Source organism: Vibrio sp. MED222, assembly GCF_000153005.1.
Classification (GTDB): Bacteria; Pseudomonadota; Gammaproteobacteria; order Enterobacterales; family Vibrionaceae; genus Vibrio; species Vibrio tasmaniensis_A.
In genome coordinates this window covers 219,580-240,008 of sequence record NZ_CH902607.1, presented here as the reverse complement: position 1 = coordinate 240,008, position 20,429 = coordinate 219,580, and the positions used below count along the sequence as shown (strand labels likewise).

Sequence of the window (20,429 nt, the reverse complement as noted above, 5' to 3'; positions counted from 1 at the left end):
ATTACAGGCTTTAATCAAATTCATACTTACCCCTCATCAATGGCCAATCTTTTGTTGTGCCTCTTCGAGTTGAAAAGAGATAAGTATTTAACCTGTTTTTTTATAGTTTACTTACTGTTAAGCCTAGTCTTCCCCATAAAAAATGCCATGTCTGTGCTAAGAGACTCCTTTTCACAGATTCACTTATTCTCTATGGATTTCTAAAACACAAATTAAACGTTAGTAGTGCATTGATTTATATGCAAATAAACTCACAGCGATGTTACATCTCTTTAATCCTATAAAGATATACAGGAATAAAGTAGATAAATCATGAGCGAATATCAGACATTGCTTGAGGCAAACGATGTGATAGCAATAAAGCAGAGAGTAGTCCCAAACTTGAGACAATGTTCAGCACAAAGCGGATGAAAAACCATTTATTAAGCGTATATTTCGCCAATTTCATATATACCCATCAACATATTAAGGTGCTATGGAGGAACAATAGTCATGACTTATCATTGGATATACACATATCAAAAGGAATACGTTTTAGGACAAAACAATAGATACAAAAAAGCCGCCCGAGTTTAACTCGGGCGGCTTTTAGAAGATCATGTACCGCAATATTGTGTTTATCTGTAAAACGAGATTGTCACGTTCAACATGGCTCGCTAACTATTTTATTTTGTTAAACGATTTGCCGTCCAAACGTAAAGCAGCTCAAGTGCGATAGTTGCACCAGCTAGAGCGGTAATTTCGCTTTGGTCATAGGCTGGAGACACTTCTACCACATCCATACCAACCATGTTGATACCTTGTAAGCCACGGATGATTTTGAGCACTTTATCTGAATTCAAACCACCACACACTGGTGTCCCAGTACCCGGAGCAAACGCAGGGTCCAGACAGTCAATATCAAACGTTAGGTAAACTGGCTTATCACCAACAATGCCTTTCACTTGAGCAATGATCTCATCCACGCTCATGTCATTCGCTTGCATCGCATTAATAACATTAAAGCCGTGACCTTCCTGTTTATACTCAGTGCGAATGCCAATTTGCACAGAATGCTCAGGCGAGATTAGTCCCTCATTTGGCGCATGGTAGAACATAGTACCGTGATCGTAACGACTGCCCTGACTGTAAGTATCAGTGTGCGCGTCAAAATGAATCAGAGCCATCTCACCGTACTTCTTGCCGTATGCTCTTAGCAAAGGCAGTGTAATGAAGTGATCGCCACCTAAACCTAACAGTGTTTTACCACTGTTTAGAATCGCATCAGCGGCTGCTTCTAAACGCTGAGTTAAGTCTTCAGCATCACCGCAATCAAACACAAGATCGCCAGCATCAATCACCGAGGTGTGTTCAAATACATTGAAGTCCCAAGGGAATTTTTTGCCTTCCCACGCCAAGTTTACAGACGCACGACGAATCGCATCAGGCCCCATACGAGCACCCGGACGACCCGACGTCGCCATATCTAGCGGCGCACCTAGAACAACCACATCAGCGTCGTTGTCGATTGGATTCTGAACTAATGGGCGACGCATAAACGTCATCGCATTGGAGTACAGCGAGTAATCTGGTTTGGTAAATAGATCGTTCATTAAAAATCCTCAAGATAGGTGTAACCCATCAAGCCTTGCTCTAACTCTTCAAGTACGCTTTGTTGCTCTTGTGCTGGTACTTTCGCCGTGACCAAATCTTTGTAGTTCTGACGAATCAGATCCGTATCGATGTGAACATAACGCATCATGTCTTCAACCGTATCGCCTTCATTGATGTAGTCGATATTCGCTTGACCGCCTTCATCAACATTCACCACTACACTGTGGGTATCACCAAATAGGTTATGCATATCACCCAAGATCTCTTGGTATGCGCCTACTAAGAAAAAGCCCATTAGGTAGGGTTCATCTGGGTTCCATGCAGGAACTGGCAGAGTCGTTTCAATACCTTGACCATCAACATACTGGTCAATCGTACCGTCAGAATCACAAGTAATATCCAATACTACAGCGCGTCGCTCGTCCGCATTATCCAAACCACTTAGAGGCAATACAGGGAACACCTGATCGATACCCCAAGCATCTGGCAACGATTGGAACAGCGAGAAGTTCACGAAAAACTTGTCGGCTAAGCGTTCGCTCAACTCGTCCAAAATAGGACGGTGGTAACGGTTCTTAGTGCTCATTCGAGAGCTAAGTTCGTAGTTAATGCGCAAAGACATCTGCTCTGCCCAAGCACGGTGCTGAAGGTTCAGCATACCCGTCGCAAATTGGTTGTGTGCTTCTGCGATATCACTTTGCGTGTCGTTGTAGATCTCAATCAGCGCGCGGTCATCATTACCCGCATCTAGCTCTAAGAAATTCTTCCACATGTTGTTTAGCAACATTGGTGCGTCAGCTTCAGGCGCAGCCATATCTTCCGGAGAATAGCTTTCTGTACCGATCACGTTAGTAACAAGCACAGCGTGATGCGCAGTCAACGAACGACCAGATTCAGAAATGATCACAGGTTGCGGCTGATTGTAGAGCTTACAAATATCCCCTACTGTCATTACGATGTTGCGAGCGTACTCAAGCAAGCCGTAGTTCATTGAGTTTGAAGACTGGCTACGTGTGCCGTCGTAATCGACCGCCAAACCGCCACCAACGTCTAAGAACTTCAGTTGAGCACCTATATCACGCAGTTCACAGTAAAAACGAGCCGCTTCACTCACACCATTTCGTACATCACGAATATTCGCCATTTGCGAGCCAAGGTGGAAGTGTACTAGCTCTAGAACATCCAGTTGATCTTCTGCTTTCAAGCGTTCAATAACGGTCAATACTTGTGATGCAGACAAACCGAATTTCGACTTCTCACCACCACTTGCTTGCCATTTACCTGCACCTTGAGATGCAAGACGAATGCGTAGACCTAAACGAGGTTTCACGCCAAGCGCTTTTGCTTCAGAAAGGACAAGATCAAGCTCTGACAACTTCTCTAGAACGATAAATACTTTGTGGCCTAGCTTTTCGCCAATAAGCGCAAGACGGATGTATTCTCTGTCTTTGTAACCGTTACACACGATCACAGAGCTCGCTTTTTGAGCCAGTGCCAATACCGCTAATAGTTCAGGCTTGCTGCCCGCCTCTAAACCAAGCTGCTTCTGCTCTAATTGAGCTTGGCTCGCTAAGATCTCGTCAACCACTTCTTTCTGTTGGTTAACTTTAATCGGGTAAACAAGTAGGTAACGGTTATCGTACTGATATTCGTCGATCGCTTGGTTGAATGCGTTACAGATATTGTGCACACGTTGATGCACTATTTGAGGAAAACGCACAAGAGCAGGCAAACCAATATTTCTCTGCTCTAACTGTTTTACGATCTGACTTAGCGGAACTTGATGATCGGTTTCGCTCGGTGATACATACACCTCACCATTATCATCAATTCCATAAAAACCTTGGCTCCAGTGCTTTACATTATACTCAGCACGGATGCGTTCCAAATTAACCGAATTTTCCAATTCTAGAGACCTCACACTATAGGGCCATCGACAGAAGATACCTCATTGGAATAGCGAGGTATAACCCAACAAAAAACGTTCGAAAACGATTTGTTGGCTGCATTAACCGATATTATTAAGAGTGAGTCCAACCATTGATATTTGTGGTTACGATTACGTTTTTTTATCGTCGACCCGACTTAAAGTGACAGGTAAGGTATTACAAGGTTTTAGGCCAAAAAACAGGCTGAAGTGCATTAGATTTAAAGCACTTTCTAACAAAGAATCAGGTGAATAAAATACCAAAGACACATAAAATTCTTAGCTAACCTGGTCAAGTTAAGTCAGGGTTGTGACAAATATGCGCACTTCCCAATCTGAACTCTCGCTATCACAAACACAACTTGTACCCCGTGATTCGATACCTATAAACACTTCGTTCTTCCAACTAAAACTCGCTCACTTCAATGTTGTAGCCGCTCAATTATTGAACTTTTCTCGTGCATATCTTGTATTCGATTCGATCTTCTTGTAAATTCAACTGACCAACCAATCGGTCAGCCTTAGAATTTAGGGGATACTATGAGCCATAATCTAGACCTTGAACCAACCACGTCGAACATCAACGACATGGATCAAACATTCAACCGACAAAAAAATCACTACCGCAGTAATGTTAGTCCAACGCTTGAGCAGAGAAGAAAAGACCTCTCAGCACTAAAAGCGTTGTTAATGCGCTACCAAGAGCAGTTGATTGAGGCAGTATCTGAAGATTATGGCCATCGAGCAAAACACGACAGCTTGATTGCTGATATCACCCCTTCTCTTCACCAGATCAATTACAGCCTGAAGAACCTTAAGAAATGGTTGAAGCCATCTCGCAGAAAAGCAGGCTTAATGCTGACACCCGCGAAGATCACGGTTCATTATCAACCAGTGGGTGTTGTCGGTATCATTGTTCCTTGGAACTTCCCGGTGATGCTCTCTTTAGGTCCTCTCATCACGGCGCTGGCGGCAGGTAATACTGCAATGCTCAAGATGTCTGAGTTCACTCCTGCGACAAACCGAGTTTTGAAAGCGATGTTGGCTGAGGGTTTTAACGAAGATCAAGTCGCGATTATCGAAGGCGAAGCTGACGTTTCCGCTAAATTTAGCCAGCTCCCGTTTGACCATATTCTATTTACTGGCTCGACCTCTGTGGGTAAGCACGTCATGAGAGCAGCAGCCAACAACTTAACGCCTGTAACCTTGGAATTGGGCGGCAAGTCTCCAACGATTATTGCTCCCGACTTTGATGTGGCTGACGCCGTTGAACGCATCCTGTTTGCAAAAAGCTTAAACGCTGGCCAGATTTGCGTAGCACCCGATTACATCTTATCGCCACGAGAAAAAGTCGACGCGTTCATCACGGCTTATAAGCAGTACTTCAAAAAACTTTATAAAGCCGGTATTGAAAGCAAAGACTTAACCTCAGTGATCGATATGCGCCAATACAATCGTTTGAAGGGTGTGATTGCAGATGCTCAGTCTAAAGGTGCGGTTATTCACACTGTCACCGAGCAAGCACAAGACGATGTGAACCACAGAATGACGCCACACCTTCTAACCGAAGTGAACGACGACATGGTCGCAATGCAAGAAGAGTTGTTTGGCCCTATTCTGCCTATCGTGCCTTATGATTCTATTGAAGAAGCGATCAGCTACATCACAGCAAGAGAACGTCCACTTGCTCTGTATCTGATGAGTCATGATAAGCAAACCCAAGACCAGTTCTTATCGAATACGCATTCTGGCGGTGTTTGTATCAACGACTCGCTAGTGCATGTGGCAGCAGAAGATGCGCCGTTCGGTGGCATTGGCCCTTCAGGCATGGGACACTACCACGGTATTGAAGGCTTCAAGACCTTTAGCCATGCCAAAACCGTTCTAAATAGAGGAAAAATTAACTTCACCAAGTTAATGCACCCTCCTTACAACAACCCAATTAAAAAGATTCTGTTCAAAGTAGTAAATAGATGATTACGAAAAGGCAAAAAATCCTAGATGCTGCACTCCTGCTCTTCTCTCAGCAAGGGCTAGAGGGTACATCTACAGGACAAATAGCGAAAACAGCAGGCGTAGCAAAGGCGACACTGTTTCATCACTTTGAGAACAAATCTCTACTGATTGATGAACTGTTTCGTGAACTGAAAATAGAGCTATTTTCTACCCTTGACCAGCACACAGAAATCGCTGAACAAGATCGCTACCAAGCCTTTAAGTTCATGTGGATTACAGGGCTTGAATGGGCGTTAAAAAATCCAGTTGCGATGAAGTTCTTCACTAATGTTCATTTCGATCCGACGACTCAAACTCGAGAAGTCATCGTCTCACAGATGTTCGCATCATTAGACGAGATCATTTTGAAAGGACAAGAAACTGGTGAACTGATGGTATTAGACATCAACCTTGTTAGGCACTTCATCCACAGCCACTTTCTAATTTGTGCAAACTGGCTTATTGAGCAAAACGAATCTCCACCAGAGCAAACATCGAAGTACATCAATGATAGCTTTGATATGTGTTGGCGAGCTGTCGGCGGACAAAACCTGTAATTTGCACATTATTTGAAGCTCTTGCTTTCAAAGAACACTCTAAAGCGCCTCATGGCTATATCTATATATAGGAATGAGGCGCTTTAATTATTTGGATACATTTTAATCACATCACCATATTGACTTTAAGCACCCTCTTTCAGTACCATCCCACCATCATTTCAAAAGAGAATAACGCCATAATGAAGTACTAACATCCTGACATCCGATTTATTTTTATAAAAATCATTTGGACACTCGGGGTTAGTGGGCGTTACTTCGTCATCTATTTTCGCGACAAATCAAGCTCTTAAAGATCCGTTTTTTGACAAGCTACATCTTTAAGATCAGCACCTTAAAGACAGAAATCAGATCAGCACTCTATTTCCTATCTTTGATTGGTACGCTACCTAAGTAACGTCTTTGGCGATCTATACATAGAATTCTGTGTAGGGTTCTATATAGAAAAAGCGCCTCACCCCTTTTACTCGTTTACACGTAAAGGGAGGTATTTTTATGCCTACTATATTAGCCAACAATCTCTCATTCCAACTCGATACTGGAGAGTGGTTATTCAAAGACATCACCTTTAATTTGAGCACTCGCCTCACCGGCCTAGTCGGAAGAAATGGGGCTGGAAAGTCACTACTGCTTTCGTTACTGGTCGGGCAAACACAACCCACATCAGGCAGTGTTTCCAAACAAGGCTCGATCGGCTTTTACTCCCAGTTGCCATCAACGCTACTGGATTCCGCCACCACCATCGCTGACTTCTTAGGGCTCACCGAAAAGTTAGACGCATTGCACGCCATAGAACAAGGCAGTTGCGAACTTCAGCACTTCAATATCGTTGGCGAGGATTGGGATTTACAAGCGAACACGAAGCAACTTTTAGCCACATTGAAAATAACCAGTGGGTTAACCACGCCGTGCCATACATTGAGTGGTGGGCAACTCGCCCTTTTACAGCTTCATCGGTTATTCGCATCAAACCACGACATACTGATTCTCGACGAACCTACAAACCATTTGGATAACGAAGGGCGCAATTGGTTACTAGAACAATGCCAGTTGTTTGAAGGAAAAGTACTTGTCGTCAGTCACGATCGAAGCTTGTTGAGACACATGGAAGGGATCTATCACCTCAACAGTTTGGGCATGCGTTTCTATAACGGGAATTACGATGATTACTTCACGCAAATGTCGAGTCAAAGTGAAGCACTGGACAAGCAGATAACGCATCATCAATCGGAAAAGAAACGACTCGAGCGCCAAGCTCAGACTAACAAGGAAAAAGCCCAACAACGTGAGTCTCAAGGTAACCGACTCCGAAAATCGGGTAGCCAACCCAAGATATTATTGGATGCAATGAAAGATAAAGCAGGGCGAACCCAAGGTGCATCGGCAACAAGCCACAAGAACTTAAAGGATCAAAACCAACATAAACTTCAATCTCTTCAAGAACAACAAGAACAACTGAAGCCGCAAGCGTTGTACCTACAACAAGCGAATCGTTCTAAAAAACACTCACTATTAACCGTTGAAGAGTGTCGCCTAAGTTTTGGTTCTGGTGCTCCTATTAGCTTCTCTCTATCACAAGGAGAACGATGTTATCTAACTGGGGCTAATGGGTGCGGAAAATCGACACTGTTAAAAGCCATTCACGGCCAACACTCGAACTATATCGGGCCCATTAAGCGCTTAGGAGCGACCGTATACTTGGATCAACACTTTGGCCTGTTAGACACCAACGACACCATGTTCGATAGTTTGATGACACACAGCTTTGGGTTAACAGAAAGTGACGCTCGAACCTTGTTGGCAGGGATTGGGTTCAGGCGAGAGTCTGTATATCGCAAAGTCGCTCACCTCAGTGGTGGCGAGAAAATGAAGTTGGCGATGTTGATCGTCAGTCATAAACAGGATGCCCCACTTCTTTTGCTTGATGAGCCAGACAATCACTTGGACATAGACTCAAAGCAAATATTGGCTTCGGCTCTGCGTGAATACCAAGGTGCGTTCATCTTGGTCAGTCATGATAGCGATTTTGTTGAGGAGGTCGGCGTTAGCCAAAACCATATACGACTTTAACCTTTGTAAAATCGTTCACTTAGTTTAGTTAAGCGAGCATCGTTCCGGTGCTCGCCTTTCTTGATTGAGACAAGTAAACTACGCGCCTCGAACATCTATTCATAAGGCTAAGGTTTGCATACTCTAGAACAATTAAAATCAGGGCAACTTAAAGGGATTAAACGCTTAAAACTGTCAGAAGGTCTCACCGAGTTTCCTTTAGAGATTTTGGAACTTGCTGATTCTCTTGAGATCCTAGACCTTTCAGGCAATCAGCTGTCAGATCTACCAGAAGAGTTATCACAGCTGACTAACCTGCGTATTATCTTCGCGTCGAATAACCTGTTCACGCACCTGCCTGATGTTCTGGGGTTACTTCCTAAGCTTGAAATGGTTGGCTTCAAAACCAACCAAATCAAAACCGTTAGCGAGCAGTCTCTACCGATTCAACTACGTTGGTTAATCCTGACCGACAATGAGATCGAGGTTCTCCCTCGCTCTTTAGGTAAAAGACCACGCCTACAAAAACTCGCATTGGCGGGTAACAAGATTCGTGTTTTACCAGAAAGTATGGAAAAGCTATCAAACCTTGAACTGGTTCGTCTGTCTGCAAACCAACTGACTGAATTCCCAGAGTTCCTTATCAAGCTACCAAAACTGGCTTGGTTAGCGTTTGCGGGTAACCCATTTTGCAAACATCCAAGTAGCTTAGATAGCGTGCCTGCCGTAAGCTCGCAATGCTACTCACTCAATCAAGTGCTGGGCCAAGGTGCGTCTGGTGTAATTTCACATGCTAACTGGTTAAACCGTGACTTTGATTTCCCACAAGAAGTGGCGGTTAAAGTATTCAAAGGCGAAGTAACCAGTGACGGTTACCCACATGATGAACTTGAAGCATGCCTTCAAGCTGGTCATCATAGCAACCTTGTGAAGTCTATCGCTCAAGTTGATGAAGAGAACTACCTAGCGTTGGTGATGGAGCTTATCCCGAGCAACTTCTACAACCTAGGTTTGCCCCCTACTCTTGAAAGCTGCACTCGTGATACGTTCAACGAAGGCTTTAAGCTTTCAATTGCTCAGATCAATAGCATTACCGAACAGATGATTGATGTGTTTGAACACCTTCATGCCAACAAAGTTTGTCATGGTGATCTATACGCACACAACACTTTAGTTAACGAGCAAGGTCAGATGATCTTTGGTGACTTTGGCGCCGCGACTATCTACGGTTATCTGACTGAAGAGCAACAACAAGGCATTCGTCGAATTGAAGCGCGTGCACTGAAGTACTTTATTGAAGACCTATTGGCGGTATGTACAAAGCAAGACCAAGACAGCGAACTTTATACTAAATTGGCGAACTTCGAAGCTTAATAGTTCATTGTTCAGAAGTACTCGGTCGAATTGAAAACAACAAAGCCAACATCACTGTTGGCTTTTTTATTCTTGGAATATCACTTATTCTAATGGACAAGCAAGGTCGGCTAAAAGGGATTAACGCTCAGCCTGCACCAATTTCAGATACGAATGCAGCTCACCATTTTTATATTCCACCGCAGAGTGAATATTGAGATCAGCACGAGCCACAACAGTAAACTGGTAGCGATTCTCGCCCTTCAAAATCTCGACGTGTAACAACCCATCTTTTAGTTGCCACTGCCCTGTTGTTTCAAATCGATCGAACAAACGATATTCAATCAGAGAACCGTCAACATTGAAGTGTACTTCAGTGATGTAACCGCCGGGGCAACTCTTCACCCAAACTCGATTCTCGATATCACTGACAATGAAGTCACGCTTTGTATCACGCCACGCTAGAAAGCCTTCGCTATCATAAAGAGCAAGGTCGAGATCAGTTCTAGAGATTAACGGCTGCTCATTTTGCTCACGACAATAAAGTTGGAGCAAAATTTGCTGAGCTGCACCATTCTGTAATTCACTCATTGTGACTTCCCTTTCTCATTGCTCTGCGTTAGACGCTGTATTGATCAACAAATTCTATTTAAAGCGGGTTACACAAGCTCGTAAGAAACCACATACAGTTGAGAGATACCCGGATAGATATCTTGAATCACACCCTTGAGGACTTCTAGCGTCATGTTCTCTTGCTCCGCATGGAACTCACCTAAGTCATCAAACAAGATTGGTTCTACACTAATGATCTTAAGATTACAGAATACACGTCCCTGCTCTAGCGTTGATACTTCTACAACGCTACCTGGCTGGTAATTGCGCTCAGATTCATCGCGAATAGTAATCGTCTTCTTGCCAGAAAGGATGTCAGTTTCAAAACGTTCGAAGAACGTCATAGTAGTCGGTGCGGTCATTTATCTCGGTCGCTTAACATTTAAAGGTTAGGTAAATGTTTATATACCAGAATGCTTGTTCAAGCGAATAAAAATTAGATGCGAGAGAATGCGGCAAAGCCAAATAGCAGGCAATAAAAAAGGAGAACCGAAGTTCTCCTTTTATTAAACCTTTAAGCTAACTCTAAATTATAGAGATGCTTTCGCTTTTTCAACTAGAACAGCAAATGCTGCTTTGTCGAATACTGCGATGTCAGCAAGAATCTTACGGTCGATCTCGATAGATGCTTTCTTAAGGCCATTGATGAAACGGCTGTAAGATAGACCATTTTGACGAGATGCCGCGTTGATACGTGCAATCCAAAGTTGACGGAATTGACGTTTCTTGTTGCGACGGTCACGGTAAGCGTATTGACCAGCTTTGGTAACTGCTTGGAAAGCTACGCGGTAAACACGTGAACGTGCTCCGTAGTAACCTTTAGCTTGTTTTAGAACTTTCTTATGACGTGCACGAGCTTGTACACCACGTTTTACGCGAGGCATTATGCTTCTCCTAAACTAAACGAATTTATAAACTAAAAAGAATTAAGCGTATGGCATCATACGTAGAACTTGAGCAACTTCACATTTAGGAAGGATCGAGTTCGGACGTAGCTGACGCTTGTTCTTAGTAGTACGCTTAGTCAGGATGTGACGTTTACCAGCGTGCTTAAACTTAATACCACCAGCAGTTTTCTGGAAACGCTTAGCAGCACCTTTGTTGGTTTTCATCTTAGGCATGATGAATAACTCCGCATTGTTGAGTTGTTAATAACATAGTAATTAGGGCGAATAAAACCCCGCAACCTGAGGCTGCAGGGTTTAATTACTTGCAAAGCCGTTAATTACTTCTTTTTAGGGGCCAACACCATGATCATCTGGCGACCTTCAATTCTCGTTGGGAAAGATTCGACAACTGCAAATTCTTCAGTATCTACTTTCAAACGATTAAGAACGTCAACACCGATTTCTTGGTGAGCCATTTCGCGGCCACGGAAGCGAATTGTTACCTTCACTTTGTTGCCGTCTTCAAGGAAACCAGTCAGGTTGCGTAGTTTTACCTGATAGTCTCCAATATCAGTTCCAGGTCGGAATTTAATTTCCTTAATCTGAACCTGCTTTTGCTTTTTCTTCTGCTCTTTCGCAGCTTTGCTCTTCTCGAAGAGGAACTTACCGTAGTCCATCACACGACAAACTGGCGGCTCGGCGTTAGGGCTGATCTCTACAAGATCCATACCAGCTTCATTTGCAGCTTCCATCGCTTCAGCGATTGTTACTACACCAACAGCTTCGCCGTCTGCGCCAGTTAGACGCACTTCACGAACGCCACGAATGTCACCGTTTAAACGGTGCTGGTTTTGTTTGGCCGGTTGTTGGCCACGTCTTCCGCCTTTAATAGCTATTCCTCCAGATTGAGCTTACGGCTTGAAACCTCGGCTTGGATGTATGAAATAAAGTCATCCACTTTAAATTTGCCAAGGTCCTTACCTTTACGTGTACGTACTGCAATTTCGCCGGCTTCCATTTCTTGGTCACCACACACAAGCATGAACGGTACACGTTTCAAAGTATGTTCGCGGATTTTAAAGCCAATCTTCTCATTTCTCAAGTCTGCTTTGACTCTAAATCCACTTTTTTGCAGTTTTTTCGCAATTTCTTGTACATATTCAGACTGTTTGTCTGTAATGCCCATAACAATTGCTTGTTCTGGCGCCAACCACGTTGGGAAGAAGCCAGCGTATTCTTCAATAAGAATACCGATGAAGCGTTCTAGTGAACCTAAAATCGCGCGGTGAATCATAACTGGCGTGTGACGCTCGTTATCTTCACCTACGTAAGTTGCACCTAAACGTTCTGGTAATGCAAAATCGAGCTGCACTGTACCACATTGCCATGCGCGGTCCAAACAATCATGCAAAGTAAATTCAATCTTAGGTCCGTAGAACGCACCCTCGCCTTCTTGAATCTCGTATGCAATCTCCATCGCCTCAAGCGCTTGCTTAAGATCGGCCTCTGCACGGTCCCACATTTCGTCTGAACCTACGCGCTGTTCTGGACGAGTAGATAGCTTAACAACAATGTTTTCGAAACCGAAAGTTGTGTAAGTATCGTAAACCATTTCAATACAAGCTTTAACTTCTTGCTGAACTTGGTCTTCAGTACAGAATACGTGAGCATCATCTTGAGTGAAGCCACGAACACGCATAATGCCGTGAAGTGCGCCAGACGGCTCGTTACGGTGACATGAGCCAAACTCAGCCATACGTAACGGTAGATCACGGTAAGATTTCAAACCTTGGTTAAAGATTTGAACGTGACCAGGGCAGTTCATTGGCTTGATCGCGTATTCACGGTTCTCTGAAGAAGTCGTGAACATCGCTTCAGCGTACTTATCCCAGTGACCAGAGCGCTCCCAAAGAACACGGTCCATCATTAATGGGCCTTTTACTTCTTGGTAATCGTACTCAGTCAGCTTCTGACGAATAAATACTTCTAGCTCACGGAAGATAGTCCAACCGTTATGATGCCAGAACACCATGCCTGGTGCTTCTTGCTGCATGTGGAATAGATCTAAGTGCTTACCGATTTTACGGTGATCACGCTTAGCCGCTTCTTCTAGGCGCACTAGGTGAGCCTTAAACGCTTTTTTGTCGTGGAATGCAGTGCCGTAGATACGTTGAAGCATCTTGTTGTCACTGTTACCACGCCAGTAAGCACCCGCTACGTTAAGTAGCGTGAAGTGTTGGCAGAAGCCCATATGTGGAACGTGTGGACCACGACACATATCGATGTATTCTTCATGATGGTACAGGCCTGGACGATCGTCTTTAGAAACGTTCTCATCCAGGATTTCGATTTTGTAAGTCTCGCCGCGAGCTTCGAATGCGTCACGCGCTTCCTGCCAGCTAACTTTCTTCTTAACAACCTGATACTTGGTCTTCGCTAGCTCTTTCATACGCTTTTCAATCTTTTCTAGATCTTCTTGCGTTAGAGAGTGCTCAAGGTCGATATCGTAGTAGAAACCGTTATCAATGGTAGGACCGATCGCCATTTTCGCTTCTGGAAAAAGCTGCTTAATCGCGTGACCTAAAAGGTGAGCACAAGAGTGACGAACGATCTCAAGGCCATCAACTTCATCTTTAGCTGTGATGATTTCTAGGCTTGCATCGTTTTCGATAAGATCACAAGCATCAACACGCTCGCCATCTACACGACCAGCAATGGTTGCTTTCGCAAGACCAGGACCGATTGATAGGGCAACATCTAGAGTTGATACAGGGTTGTCAAATTGACGCTGACTACCGTCAGGAAGAGTAATAATTGGCATTATTTGTCCTTTACAGTGGTGTTGCACACCAAGCAACACATGAAAATTATTTAATATATTTAATTCAACAAGTTAGATAACTTGATGGGGATATATGTAAGAATTGGTACAAATTCAGGTACAAATACAGATGCACCCTCATTTATTCCAAAGGTATTGTAACGAATTAACATGAAATGACAATAATGTACTGAACAAGAGGTTAAGGAAACATCTCACCTTCACTGACCGAATACGATTATTCTGCTGTTTTAATGCGATGCCCCCTCTTCTTACCCTCTCACAATACTAAGACCTATCATGGCTACAGATCAAGGTTACTCGCCACAAAGCAATCTAACACCTCTAATACATCACTAACCCATTGATTCATTGTTGAATCGAATATATAAATTAGGCATCATTCAGCCTCAAAATACGAAGCATTGCCGTATAAGAAGCATTAAGTACCAGAGTGAGTTTATCGAACCATCAAATAGTAAAGGTGAATGTAATGATGCTTGGTCGAGTTAAAGTTAACAATTTGTTCGCAACAATAGATTGGTGTTTGAAAAAAACATTTCCAACAGATTATGACTCTCGGTGTCTTTATACGGCTTGTGCAATATATTCGATACTGCAGAAAGAAGGTGTTAGTTCCATTATTGTCGGGGGTAATGTCGGCGCATTCACAATGTCAATCGATGGACGTCAAGCTTCCTTAGAGGGCTTTGCTGGTTCAAATCGTGATCAACCAAGTCATTATTGGGTTGAAGTCAACGATGTGTTACTGGATCCAAATGTTTCTTATCTACCAAAAAGCTCGAAAATACCAAGAGTACCAATGCCAATGATTGCTTGGAAGCGAAAAGGGACATTGCCAAAGAGTCTGCAATATAGAGCCCAAATTCGTTACGACGAAAATGTAGAGTTTAGGTTTCCAGGTGACATAGCCGAGCGTATCAGCGGTTTTGTTGATATGTGCCAAAAAAGGTATTCATCGAAAGCAGCAAAGAAGAAACTCTCTGGCTTTATACTTTCTTCACCGGAAAACTTACATCAATATGCAATTTCGGGTAACAAATGGGCAGTTGGAGCAATGCGCTTTGAATCATTACCGTCAGTGCCAACTATTTAGCATTGTAGTAATGGGACTTCACAAGCGCTTAAAACCGATTCCCAACACTCGGCATTTTTGGTTTGCTTCAGCTTAAATTTACAGCACAATAGCTTTAGGTAAGGTGGTTTGCGTTACTCACCACTTAACGCTGCTTTAGCAGTCCTTTTAGACTTCAGGAGACAAGTTAAGTTGGAAGAGCTTAAATATTTAGCGAGAACGTACTACTCCAATACTGTCAGTATGCGATATTTTGGAATGGAAGGTTTAGGGTACCTGTCTATTTCTATTATTCTGTTTGCTCTTGCTGGTTATTTACAGCTTGTTTTGGACTACGTAAACATATCAATTCTTCCAATGCTAATTGCAGGCTTTCTTGGTGGAATTGCACGGCGACATTATGACAAAAATCTCATTCGACATTTGTCCAGCTACACTCTTCTTGATAGTGATAATATCGACTTTCACAAAGCTGTTTATCTACAATCGCTTGTATCTCACATTGGTAAGTCACTTCTTGAAGCAATGAAGAACCTAAAGGAAGTGAGAGAGACTGATGCAAGTAAGCATGGTTTATCAACTCAATCAGAATGGAGTCGGTTTTTCCAGTTTATCTACTCCCCAGACTCGAAGAATAGGATTCTGAGCTTGGTTATTTACCTAATTAGTCTTATTGCTCTTATCACCGTTTCCAAATCGGAGAGTGATACAGTGTTATATGAATTATTGCAGAATGTTACTTGGGACAAGGTACAAAGCTTCGCTTTTTTTAGCATCATATTAATAGTTACAATGTACGCGTTGGTGGTGCTACCAATTTCGTTTGTATATAAATATTTCGCTGTACCGATCCTGTTAAAGGCGTCATCGGTAGATACTCTTTCAAGATTCTTTATATCTGAGTTAAATCGGTATGCGTACCTTGAATGTCGTGCTAATCGGAGCTGCTGACAAACGACTAAGAGTTATTCCCCACGCTCGGTATTTTTGGTTTGGGTGTAGTCCAGTGTTTATGGTGTTCTGGTTAAGTGTCTTGGCAAACATGACTCACACCTTAATATAGTGTTAAGTATACAGGAGATATTTTGAATTATGAGTGATGGAATAGTGGGCAAAGCAAAATTTCGCTGCTCAAAGTGTGGGGAGTTTTACGAAGAAGAAGTTACTTCTTTTGAAGTTACTGGTGGTTCAAGTAGGCAGATGGGGGATGAGAATGAATACACCGCAATAATCTCTGAAGAATGTCATAACTGTGGTTCCAGCTATGAGGTAGAGATGAAGGTTTGATAATACCCTATAGGTATTATCAATTACACATCTGAAAAATCGAGTGGCGTTGCAGAACTCGAAGCTGATTATGAGCTTTATGATACACCAGTACACGATAGCTCTAGGGTCATGGGGGCTGCAGCTGGAGGTGCAATATTTGGAGCATCAATTGGAGGCCCATTTGGCGCTATTATAGGTGGCATTTTAGGAGGCTTAATTGGAGACTCTGTAGCGAAAGGGGATAAAAATGGATAAAGCCATATATATTCCATCGGCTATATTGGGAGCTATCTTGATCTTAATATATACATACAGGTGTCACAGAGCGAAACGCGAGTTCAATCAGGCTGTAATGGTAAACGCCATACTTCAATCCAGTGGTATCATATGCGGTTTTTTGCTCATTCTAGGAACGTTTAATGATGATGCTAAAAAACTACTAAATGAAATTGATCTATACATATTAATCGCTGGTTTTGCGGTGACTGCAGCTTCAGTGAAAGGAATCTACAAGGATATATTCCTATCCACTGTAATCAAACCTCAAGAATCTAAAGCATCGCTAAAGCGTCAAGAGGAGGTCAAAACGAATCAGTAAACATAGCAAACTATTCAAGATTGATTTGCAACGCTTTGCATTTTTACCATTCGTTTGTTAAAGCAAACAAGATGGTTACAGCTTAGCGTTACGCATCACGCTCAAAACCTAAGTTCGATATTGGCAATTCAGTGTCATGCCAGTGGTGGTGGCTATATGACCCGAAAAATTTTTATTTCGCGGGGTGTAGCCGCGTTTGCGACCTTATAGGCTGCAGAAGAACCTAGGTTACTGAATTTACTGACTAGCTAGACAATAAAGATAGATGATATTTTGCGTAACTATTACCTTTAGATGCTGACGATTGTAACAGCAATATTGCTTTTTCTTTATCAACAGCTCCACCCTGCCCTCTCAAATAAAGCAATGCTAAGCGCAACTCACCTTTAGCATCTTCTAATTGTACAGCTTGTTTATAATACCGCTTCGCTTGCTCGTAATCCTGACCCACACCGTAACCATATTCATAGAGATACCCTAAGTGAACAAAAGCTAGGCTGTAAAACTGATTAGAAGATTTTTCAAACCAATATTTAGCTTTAGTGAAGTTCGTAGGTGTCCCATGCCCACGCTCATACATTTGAGCCAAATTATTTTGAGCATACATGTGGTTCTGTTCCGCAGCCTGCTTATACAAAGAGAAAGCCATCTCATAATTACCAAGCGTTGGAGATTGGCTATCATAAGATAATGCTAAATTATATATAGCATCCAAATTACCCTGAGCTACAGCCTGCTTGTACCACTCTTGTGCTTTGGGGTAATCCCTTTCTATAAAGTGGTATATCCAACCTATATTATTCATGCACGCTGGGTTGCTCACTTCAGGTGAAGTTAGATGCCAATCCAACAAGCTATTCAACGCTTTAGGGTTGCTATAATAATCAGAAGCTTTGATATCTTTACTGCAGCTTTTTTCTTCAAAAGAATAAATGGGTTCATGTTCAGTGCTCAAAATACTCACAGATTTTGGGCTACTTACACAACCCATGACTTGCTGGGTTAGCAATACGATGACTCCGGCTTTAAAAATGCTCTCCAAACCTATAACTTTTCCCACGAACCACAACTCCAAATTAATTATTCAGCAACGATACTATTGATCTCATCAATCTCTGCCATTGTGCCGCAAAAGCTGAGGCTTATTCAATCGAAATGCCGAAGATTACGATTCAACTTGAGTATAATTTCGATATGCAAGACGGCTGCCTTTAGAACATTCAATTATTGTAATGTTGATAACCAAATTGCACTCCTCCCAAATCTAGCCCTACACTCGATCTCGTTAGATAGCATCTCAGATATAAACTTCTCAAAAGAGAACTGGCCCAACTTGGTGACAAATCACATCGCTCAGCAATAAGTTGCGCTGTCACTTCTTCACCCTGCTTTATCGAATTAAATACCTTTAATTGGGTCTTGCTTAACTTCACCCATTTCACCTGGTGCGGGGCAAGTCGCGCAGCAGCCACTAAAGCGTGACTCACCTCACCTTTTTGCTCAAAATTACCCATACTAATACTGTCCTCTGCAATTATGATCTAGATGGTTTTTACTTGTTGATCTAATAGATCATTTTCAATGTGAACGTTTTTTAAAAATCAGCAATAAGACAGTCTCGCCAGCAATTTTTTAGCCACGAATGATAGGTTTCATATGCTAGCGGTAACTTCCCTGCCCCTCCTCTTTCCAGTCAAGCTGTATCAACTCAACTATTTGTCCTATCTCTTGTGAGTACGCCCTTCCAACTTATCTCTTACAAACGAGTTATTTAGAACTAAGCTATATAGAGGCAACGGAATGCGAATGAGGTGCATATGGGAAAACAGGCTGTCTTTATATCGTTCATACCACCTTTATCATTACTAATAGCAACTGTTGTTTTTACTCCAACCGCATGGGCCAACAAAGATTACGGCCCGCTAATCAGTTATACCCAAGCACCATTGCAGTCAGTTCGTCTTACTCCAACGCTCCGCTCTGGCTTTCCGCTCGAAGAAAACAAGCTTGAAGTATTTGCTTCTTTAACCGCCGCGAGTATATGGGCTAACTCTCACGACTATCATTTAGACTATTATCAGAATCAACTTCAAACAGGGCTGAAATGGCAACTAACAACAGCATGGCAAATAGAGTTCAACTACCGCTGGTTATACGCCGCCAACAATCACCTTGATAAAGTCATCATCAATTACCACGATCTATTTGGCATCGACCAAGCAGGGCGGGAACGTAAAGACAGACACCAATTTGATGTTTACGCGCCAAGCCATGGCATCAATATCAGTGACTTCTCTGGCGACACGCTGACAAGTGCTTTCACACTCTACACTCAATACCAAATCATAGACCTTGAAAACCACGGACTATCTTTTGGTGTCTCCCTCTATCATAACAACGTCAGCCACGGTGCATTTAAGGGAAACAGCACCGAACAAAGCGCTCAACTCAACTATGCATACCAACTCGACATCAATACCTTCTATACAAGCTTAGGGTTAGCGAATCAGTCCAGTAGAGAAGCAGAGAATAGCTTTTCGCATAAGAAGACGACATGGTCATGGATGGGCGGCTATCAACTCACGCTATTTGAAAACCATGAATTGCATCTTGAATACCGTTGGTATGAAGGCGCAGAAGATGGTGACACTGAGTTTTCAGAAGCCGCGAATGAAATGATGTTTGGCTATCGCTATCTCATGCAACGCTCGGCAGTTGAGATATCCATAATCGAGAACATCTTCAATATGGACAACTCCACCGATGTTGCCTTTCAATTGTCCTATCGGCACCAGTGGTAAACCCATTTCAGGACTGGACAGATAGTAGAATCAAAAAAGCCGAACGGTTAAGTTCGGCTTTAGAAATCGTATTACCGTCTCTCTATTAATAGACAGAATGACTACTAACAGAGACCGACTACGCACTCATGATTCTTGAGACTGCGTTGCGAATGTCAGAATCGGCCGCGTTTGCAGGCATGCTGAATGAGATGTATTGGTCGCCACGGAAGCTCATTGAGCGATCGATTTCTGCTAAGCAGTGAACCATTGAGCCTTCAACGATGAATGATAGCTCGATCTCTTTGTTATTCATGAAACCGCCGCTACGAAATTCAATCTCTTGGTAACAGCCAGAGCGAGAAGTAAAGCTGTTGCCTTTCAAGAAGCCCTTCTCTACGTCTGCTTTCACCATTGCCATTCCCGATGCTTCCACGCCTTGGATGATTTTAGCAACTGTTGGCAATGGGTGTACGGAGATGAAGTCGCGGTCTTTAGGATCAATCGCAAAGCCGATATCTAGGTTGGTTTCAACCCACACATGACACTGATTCATTTGCGCGTTCAACGCGGTGACTGGCGTTTCATCATTTAACTTAAGACGGAATGGCACCAATTTGGTTTCACCCGGTTGGATCACGAAAGGCTCTACGGCTTGAATACGACCTAACGAAAATGTTTCGTAGCTGGTGCTACCTTCCGTTTCGACTTTTACTTCTGTGTTGAGAACCAAGTTGATCAGGTCGATTTGTTGCTCAACGTCGCCGCCAACAATGTGAACATTGCCAGACAACTCTCCACCTTGGAAAACTTCAATATTATCTAAGACGGTATCAACTTTTGCTGCACCGATGCCCAAGGAGGCCTTTAATTTCTTAAACATATTATTTCC

The 20,429-nt window shown here is 42.9% G+C and carries 19 protein-coding genes; 8 read left to right on the top strand and 11 right to left on the bottom strand.

Annotated features, from left to right (window positions below; all coding sequences use genetic code 11):
• Positions 1-665: 665 nt before the first annotated feature.
• Together speB and speA are read right to left on the bottom strand one after the other, a co-directional pair.
• On the bottom strand, positions 666-1,592 hold the full coding sequence (gene speB / locus MED222_RS13680; protein ID WP_009846513.1) for an agmatinase: 927 nt from the start codon (positions 1,590-1,592) through the stop codon (positions 666-668).
• Positions 1,592-3,499: an arginine decarboxylase gene (gene speA, locus MED222_RS13685; protein ID WP_032555232.1), complete on the bottom strand. Its 1,908-nt coding sequence runs from the start codon at positions 3,497-3,499 to the stop codon at positions 1,592-1,594. The genes speB and speA overlap by 1 nt, the downstream gene beginning before the upstream one ends.
• A gap of 561 nt (positions 3,500-4,060) precedes the next feature.
• Between speA and MED222_RS13690 the strand changes: the two genes are divergently transcribed.
• The 4 genes from MED222_RS13690 to MED222_RS13705 all read left to right on the top strand — a co-directional run bounded on the left by MED222_RS13690 (position 4,061) and on the right by MED222_RS13705 (position 9,495).
• Entirely contained in the window at positions 4,061-5,497 is a 1,437-nt protein-coding gene (locus MED222_RS13690) for a coniferyl aldehyde dehydrogenase (protein WP_009846511.1), read from the top strand.
• Positions 5,494-6,072 carry a TetR/AcrR family transcriptional regulator gene (locus tag MED222_RS13695; RefSeq protein WP_009846510.1) on the top strand — a complete coding sequence of 193 codons (579 nt, stop codon included), beginning with the start codon at positions 5,494-5,496 and terminating at the stop codon, positions 6,070-6,072. Before MED222_RS13690 ends, MED222_RS13695 begins: the two co-directional genes overlap by 4 nt.
• Before the next feature lie 495 nt (positions 6,073-6,567).
• Positions 6,568-8,142: an ABC-F family ATP-binding cassette domain-containing protein gene (locus tag MED222_RS13700; RefSeq protein WP_009846509.1), complete on the top strand. Its 1,575-nt coding sequence runs from the start codon at positions 6,568-6,570 to the stop codon at positions 8,140-8,142.
• 114 nt (positions 8,143-8,256) lie between these two features.
• Positions 8,257-9,495 carry a leucine-rich repeat-containing protein kinase family protein gene (locus tag MED222_RS13705; protein ID WP_009846508.1) on the top strand — a complete coding sequence of 413 codons (1,239 nt, stop codon included), beginning with the start codon at positions 8,257-8,259 and terminating at the stop codon, positions 9,493-9,495.
• Between the two features lie 120 nt (positions 9,496-9,615).
• On the opposite strand, the gene MED222_RS13710 is transcribed toward MED222_RS13705, so the two are convergent.
• From MED222_RS13710 to thrS, 6 genes are all read right to left on the bottom strand, one after another.
• Positions 9,616-10,065, bottom strand: coding sequence for a hypothetical protein (locus tag MED222_RS13710; RefSeq protein ID WP_009846507.1), 450 nt, complete (start codon positions 10,063-10,065; stop codon positions 9,616-9,618).
• A gap of 68 nt (positions 10,066-10,133) precedes the next feature.
• Positions 10,134-10,448, bottom strand: coding sequence for a N(4)-acetylcytidine aminohydrolase (yqfB, locus tag MED222_RS13715; protein WP_009846506.1), 315 nt, complete (start codon positions 10,446-10,448; stop codon positions 10,134-10,136).
• A 168-nt stretch (positions 10,449-10,616) separates the two neighbouring features.
• Positions 10,617-10,970, bottom strand: a complete 354-nt coding sequence (gene rplT / locus MED222_RS13720) for a 50S ribosomal protein L20 (RefSeq protein ID WP_004733517.1) — start codon at positions 10,968-10,970, stop codon at positions 10,617-10,619.
• 42 nt (positions 10,971-11,012) lie between these two features.
• Positions 11,013-11,207: a 50S ribosomal protein L35 gene (gene rpmI / locus MED222_RS13725; protein ID WP_004738430.1), complete on the bottom strand. Its 195-nt coding sequence runs from the start codon at positions 11,205-11,207 to the stop codon at positions 11,013-11,015.
• A 104-nt stretch (positions 11,208-11,311) separates the two neighbouring features.
• Positions 11,312-11,863, bottom strand: a complete 552-nt coding sequence (gene infC, locus MED222_RS13730) for a translation initiation factor IF-3 (RefSeq protein ID WP_077680304.1) — start codon at positions 11,861-11,863, stop codon at positions 11,312-11,314.
• A 2-nt stretch (positions 11,864-11,865) separates the two neighbouring features.
• A complete protein-coding gene (gene thrS / locus MED222_RS13735; RefSeq protein WP_009846504.1) occupies positions 11,866-13,794 on the bottom strand; it encodes a threonine--tRNA ligase in 1,929 nt (642 codons plus the stop codon).
• 493 nt (positions 13,795-14,287) lie between these two features.
• On the opposite strand from thrS, the gene MED222_RS13740 reads away from it, so the two are divergent.
• From MED222_RS13740 to MED222_RS13755, 3 genes are all read left to right on the top strand, one after another.
• On the top strand, positions 14,288-14,911 hold the full coding sequence (locus tag MED222_RS13740) for a hypothetical protein (RefSeq protein ID WP_009846503.1): 624 nt from the start codon (positions 14,288-14,290) through the stop codon (positions 14,909-14,911).
• 1,071 nt (positions 14,912-15,982) lie between these two features.
• Positions 15,983-16,177: a hypothetical protein gene (locus MED222_RS13750; protein ID WP_009846501.1), complete on the top strand. Its 195-nt coding sequence runs from the start codon at positions 15,983-15,985 to the stop codon at positions 16,175-16,177.
• A gap of 229 nt (positions 16,178-16,406) precedes the next feature.
• The gene (locus MED222_RS13755) at positions 16,407-16,757 is read left to right on the top strand and encodes a hypothetical protein (RefSeq protein WP_009846499.1); all 351 of its coding nucleotides are present in this window, start codon (positions 16,407-16,409) and stop codon (positions 16,755-16,757) included.
• A gap of 244 nt (positions 16,758-17,001) precedes the next feature.
• Here the strand turns inward: MED222_RS13755 and MED222_RS13760 are convergent, their stop codons facing one another.
• Both MED222_RS13760 and MED222_RS22620 read right to left on the bottom strand, forming a co-directional pair.
• Positions 17,002-17,817 carry a tetratricopeptide repeat protein gene (locus MED222_RS13760; protein ID WP_009846498.1) on the bottom strand — a complete coding sequence of 272 codons (816 nt, stop codon included), beginning with the start codon at positions 17,815-17,817 and terminating at the stop codon, positions 17,002-17,004.
• Positions 17,818-17,977: 160 nt separating this feature from the next.
• Positions 17,978-18,271 carry a hypothetical protein gene (locus tag MED222_RS22620; protein ID WP_009846497.1) on the bottom strand — a complete coding sequence of 98 codons (294 nt, stop codon included), beginning with the start codon at positions 18,269-18,271 and terminating at the stop codon, positions 17,978-17,980.
• Positions 18,272-18,574: 303 nt separating this feature from the next.
• Here MED222_RS22620 and MED222_RS13770 point away from each other — a divergent pair, with 303 nt between their 5' ends.
• Positions 18,575-19,558 (top strand): DUF3187 family protein, encoded by a 984-nt coding sequence (locus tag MED222_RS13770; RefSeq protein WP_009846496.1) that lies wholly within the window; start codon positions 18,575-18,577, stop codon positions 19,556-19,558.
• Between the two features lie 118 nt (positions 19,559-19,676).
• Here MED222_RS13770 and MED222_RS13775 read toward each other — a convergent pair whose 3' ends face one another.
• The gene (locus MED222_RS13775) at positions 19,677-20,420 is read right to left on the bottom strand and encodes a sporulation protein (RefSeq protein WP_009846495.1); all 744 of its coding nucleotides are present in this window, start codon (positions 20,418-20,420) and stop codon (positions 19,677-19,679) included.
• Between the last annotated feature and the right edge of the window lie 9 nt (positions 20,421-20,429).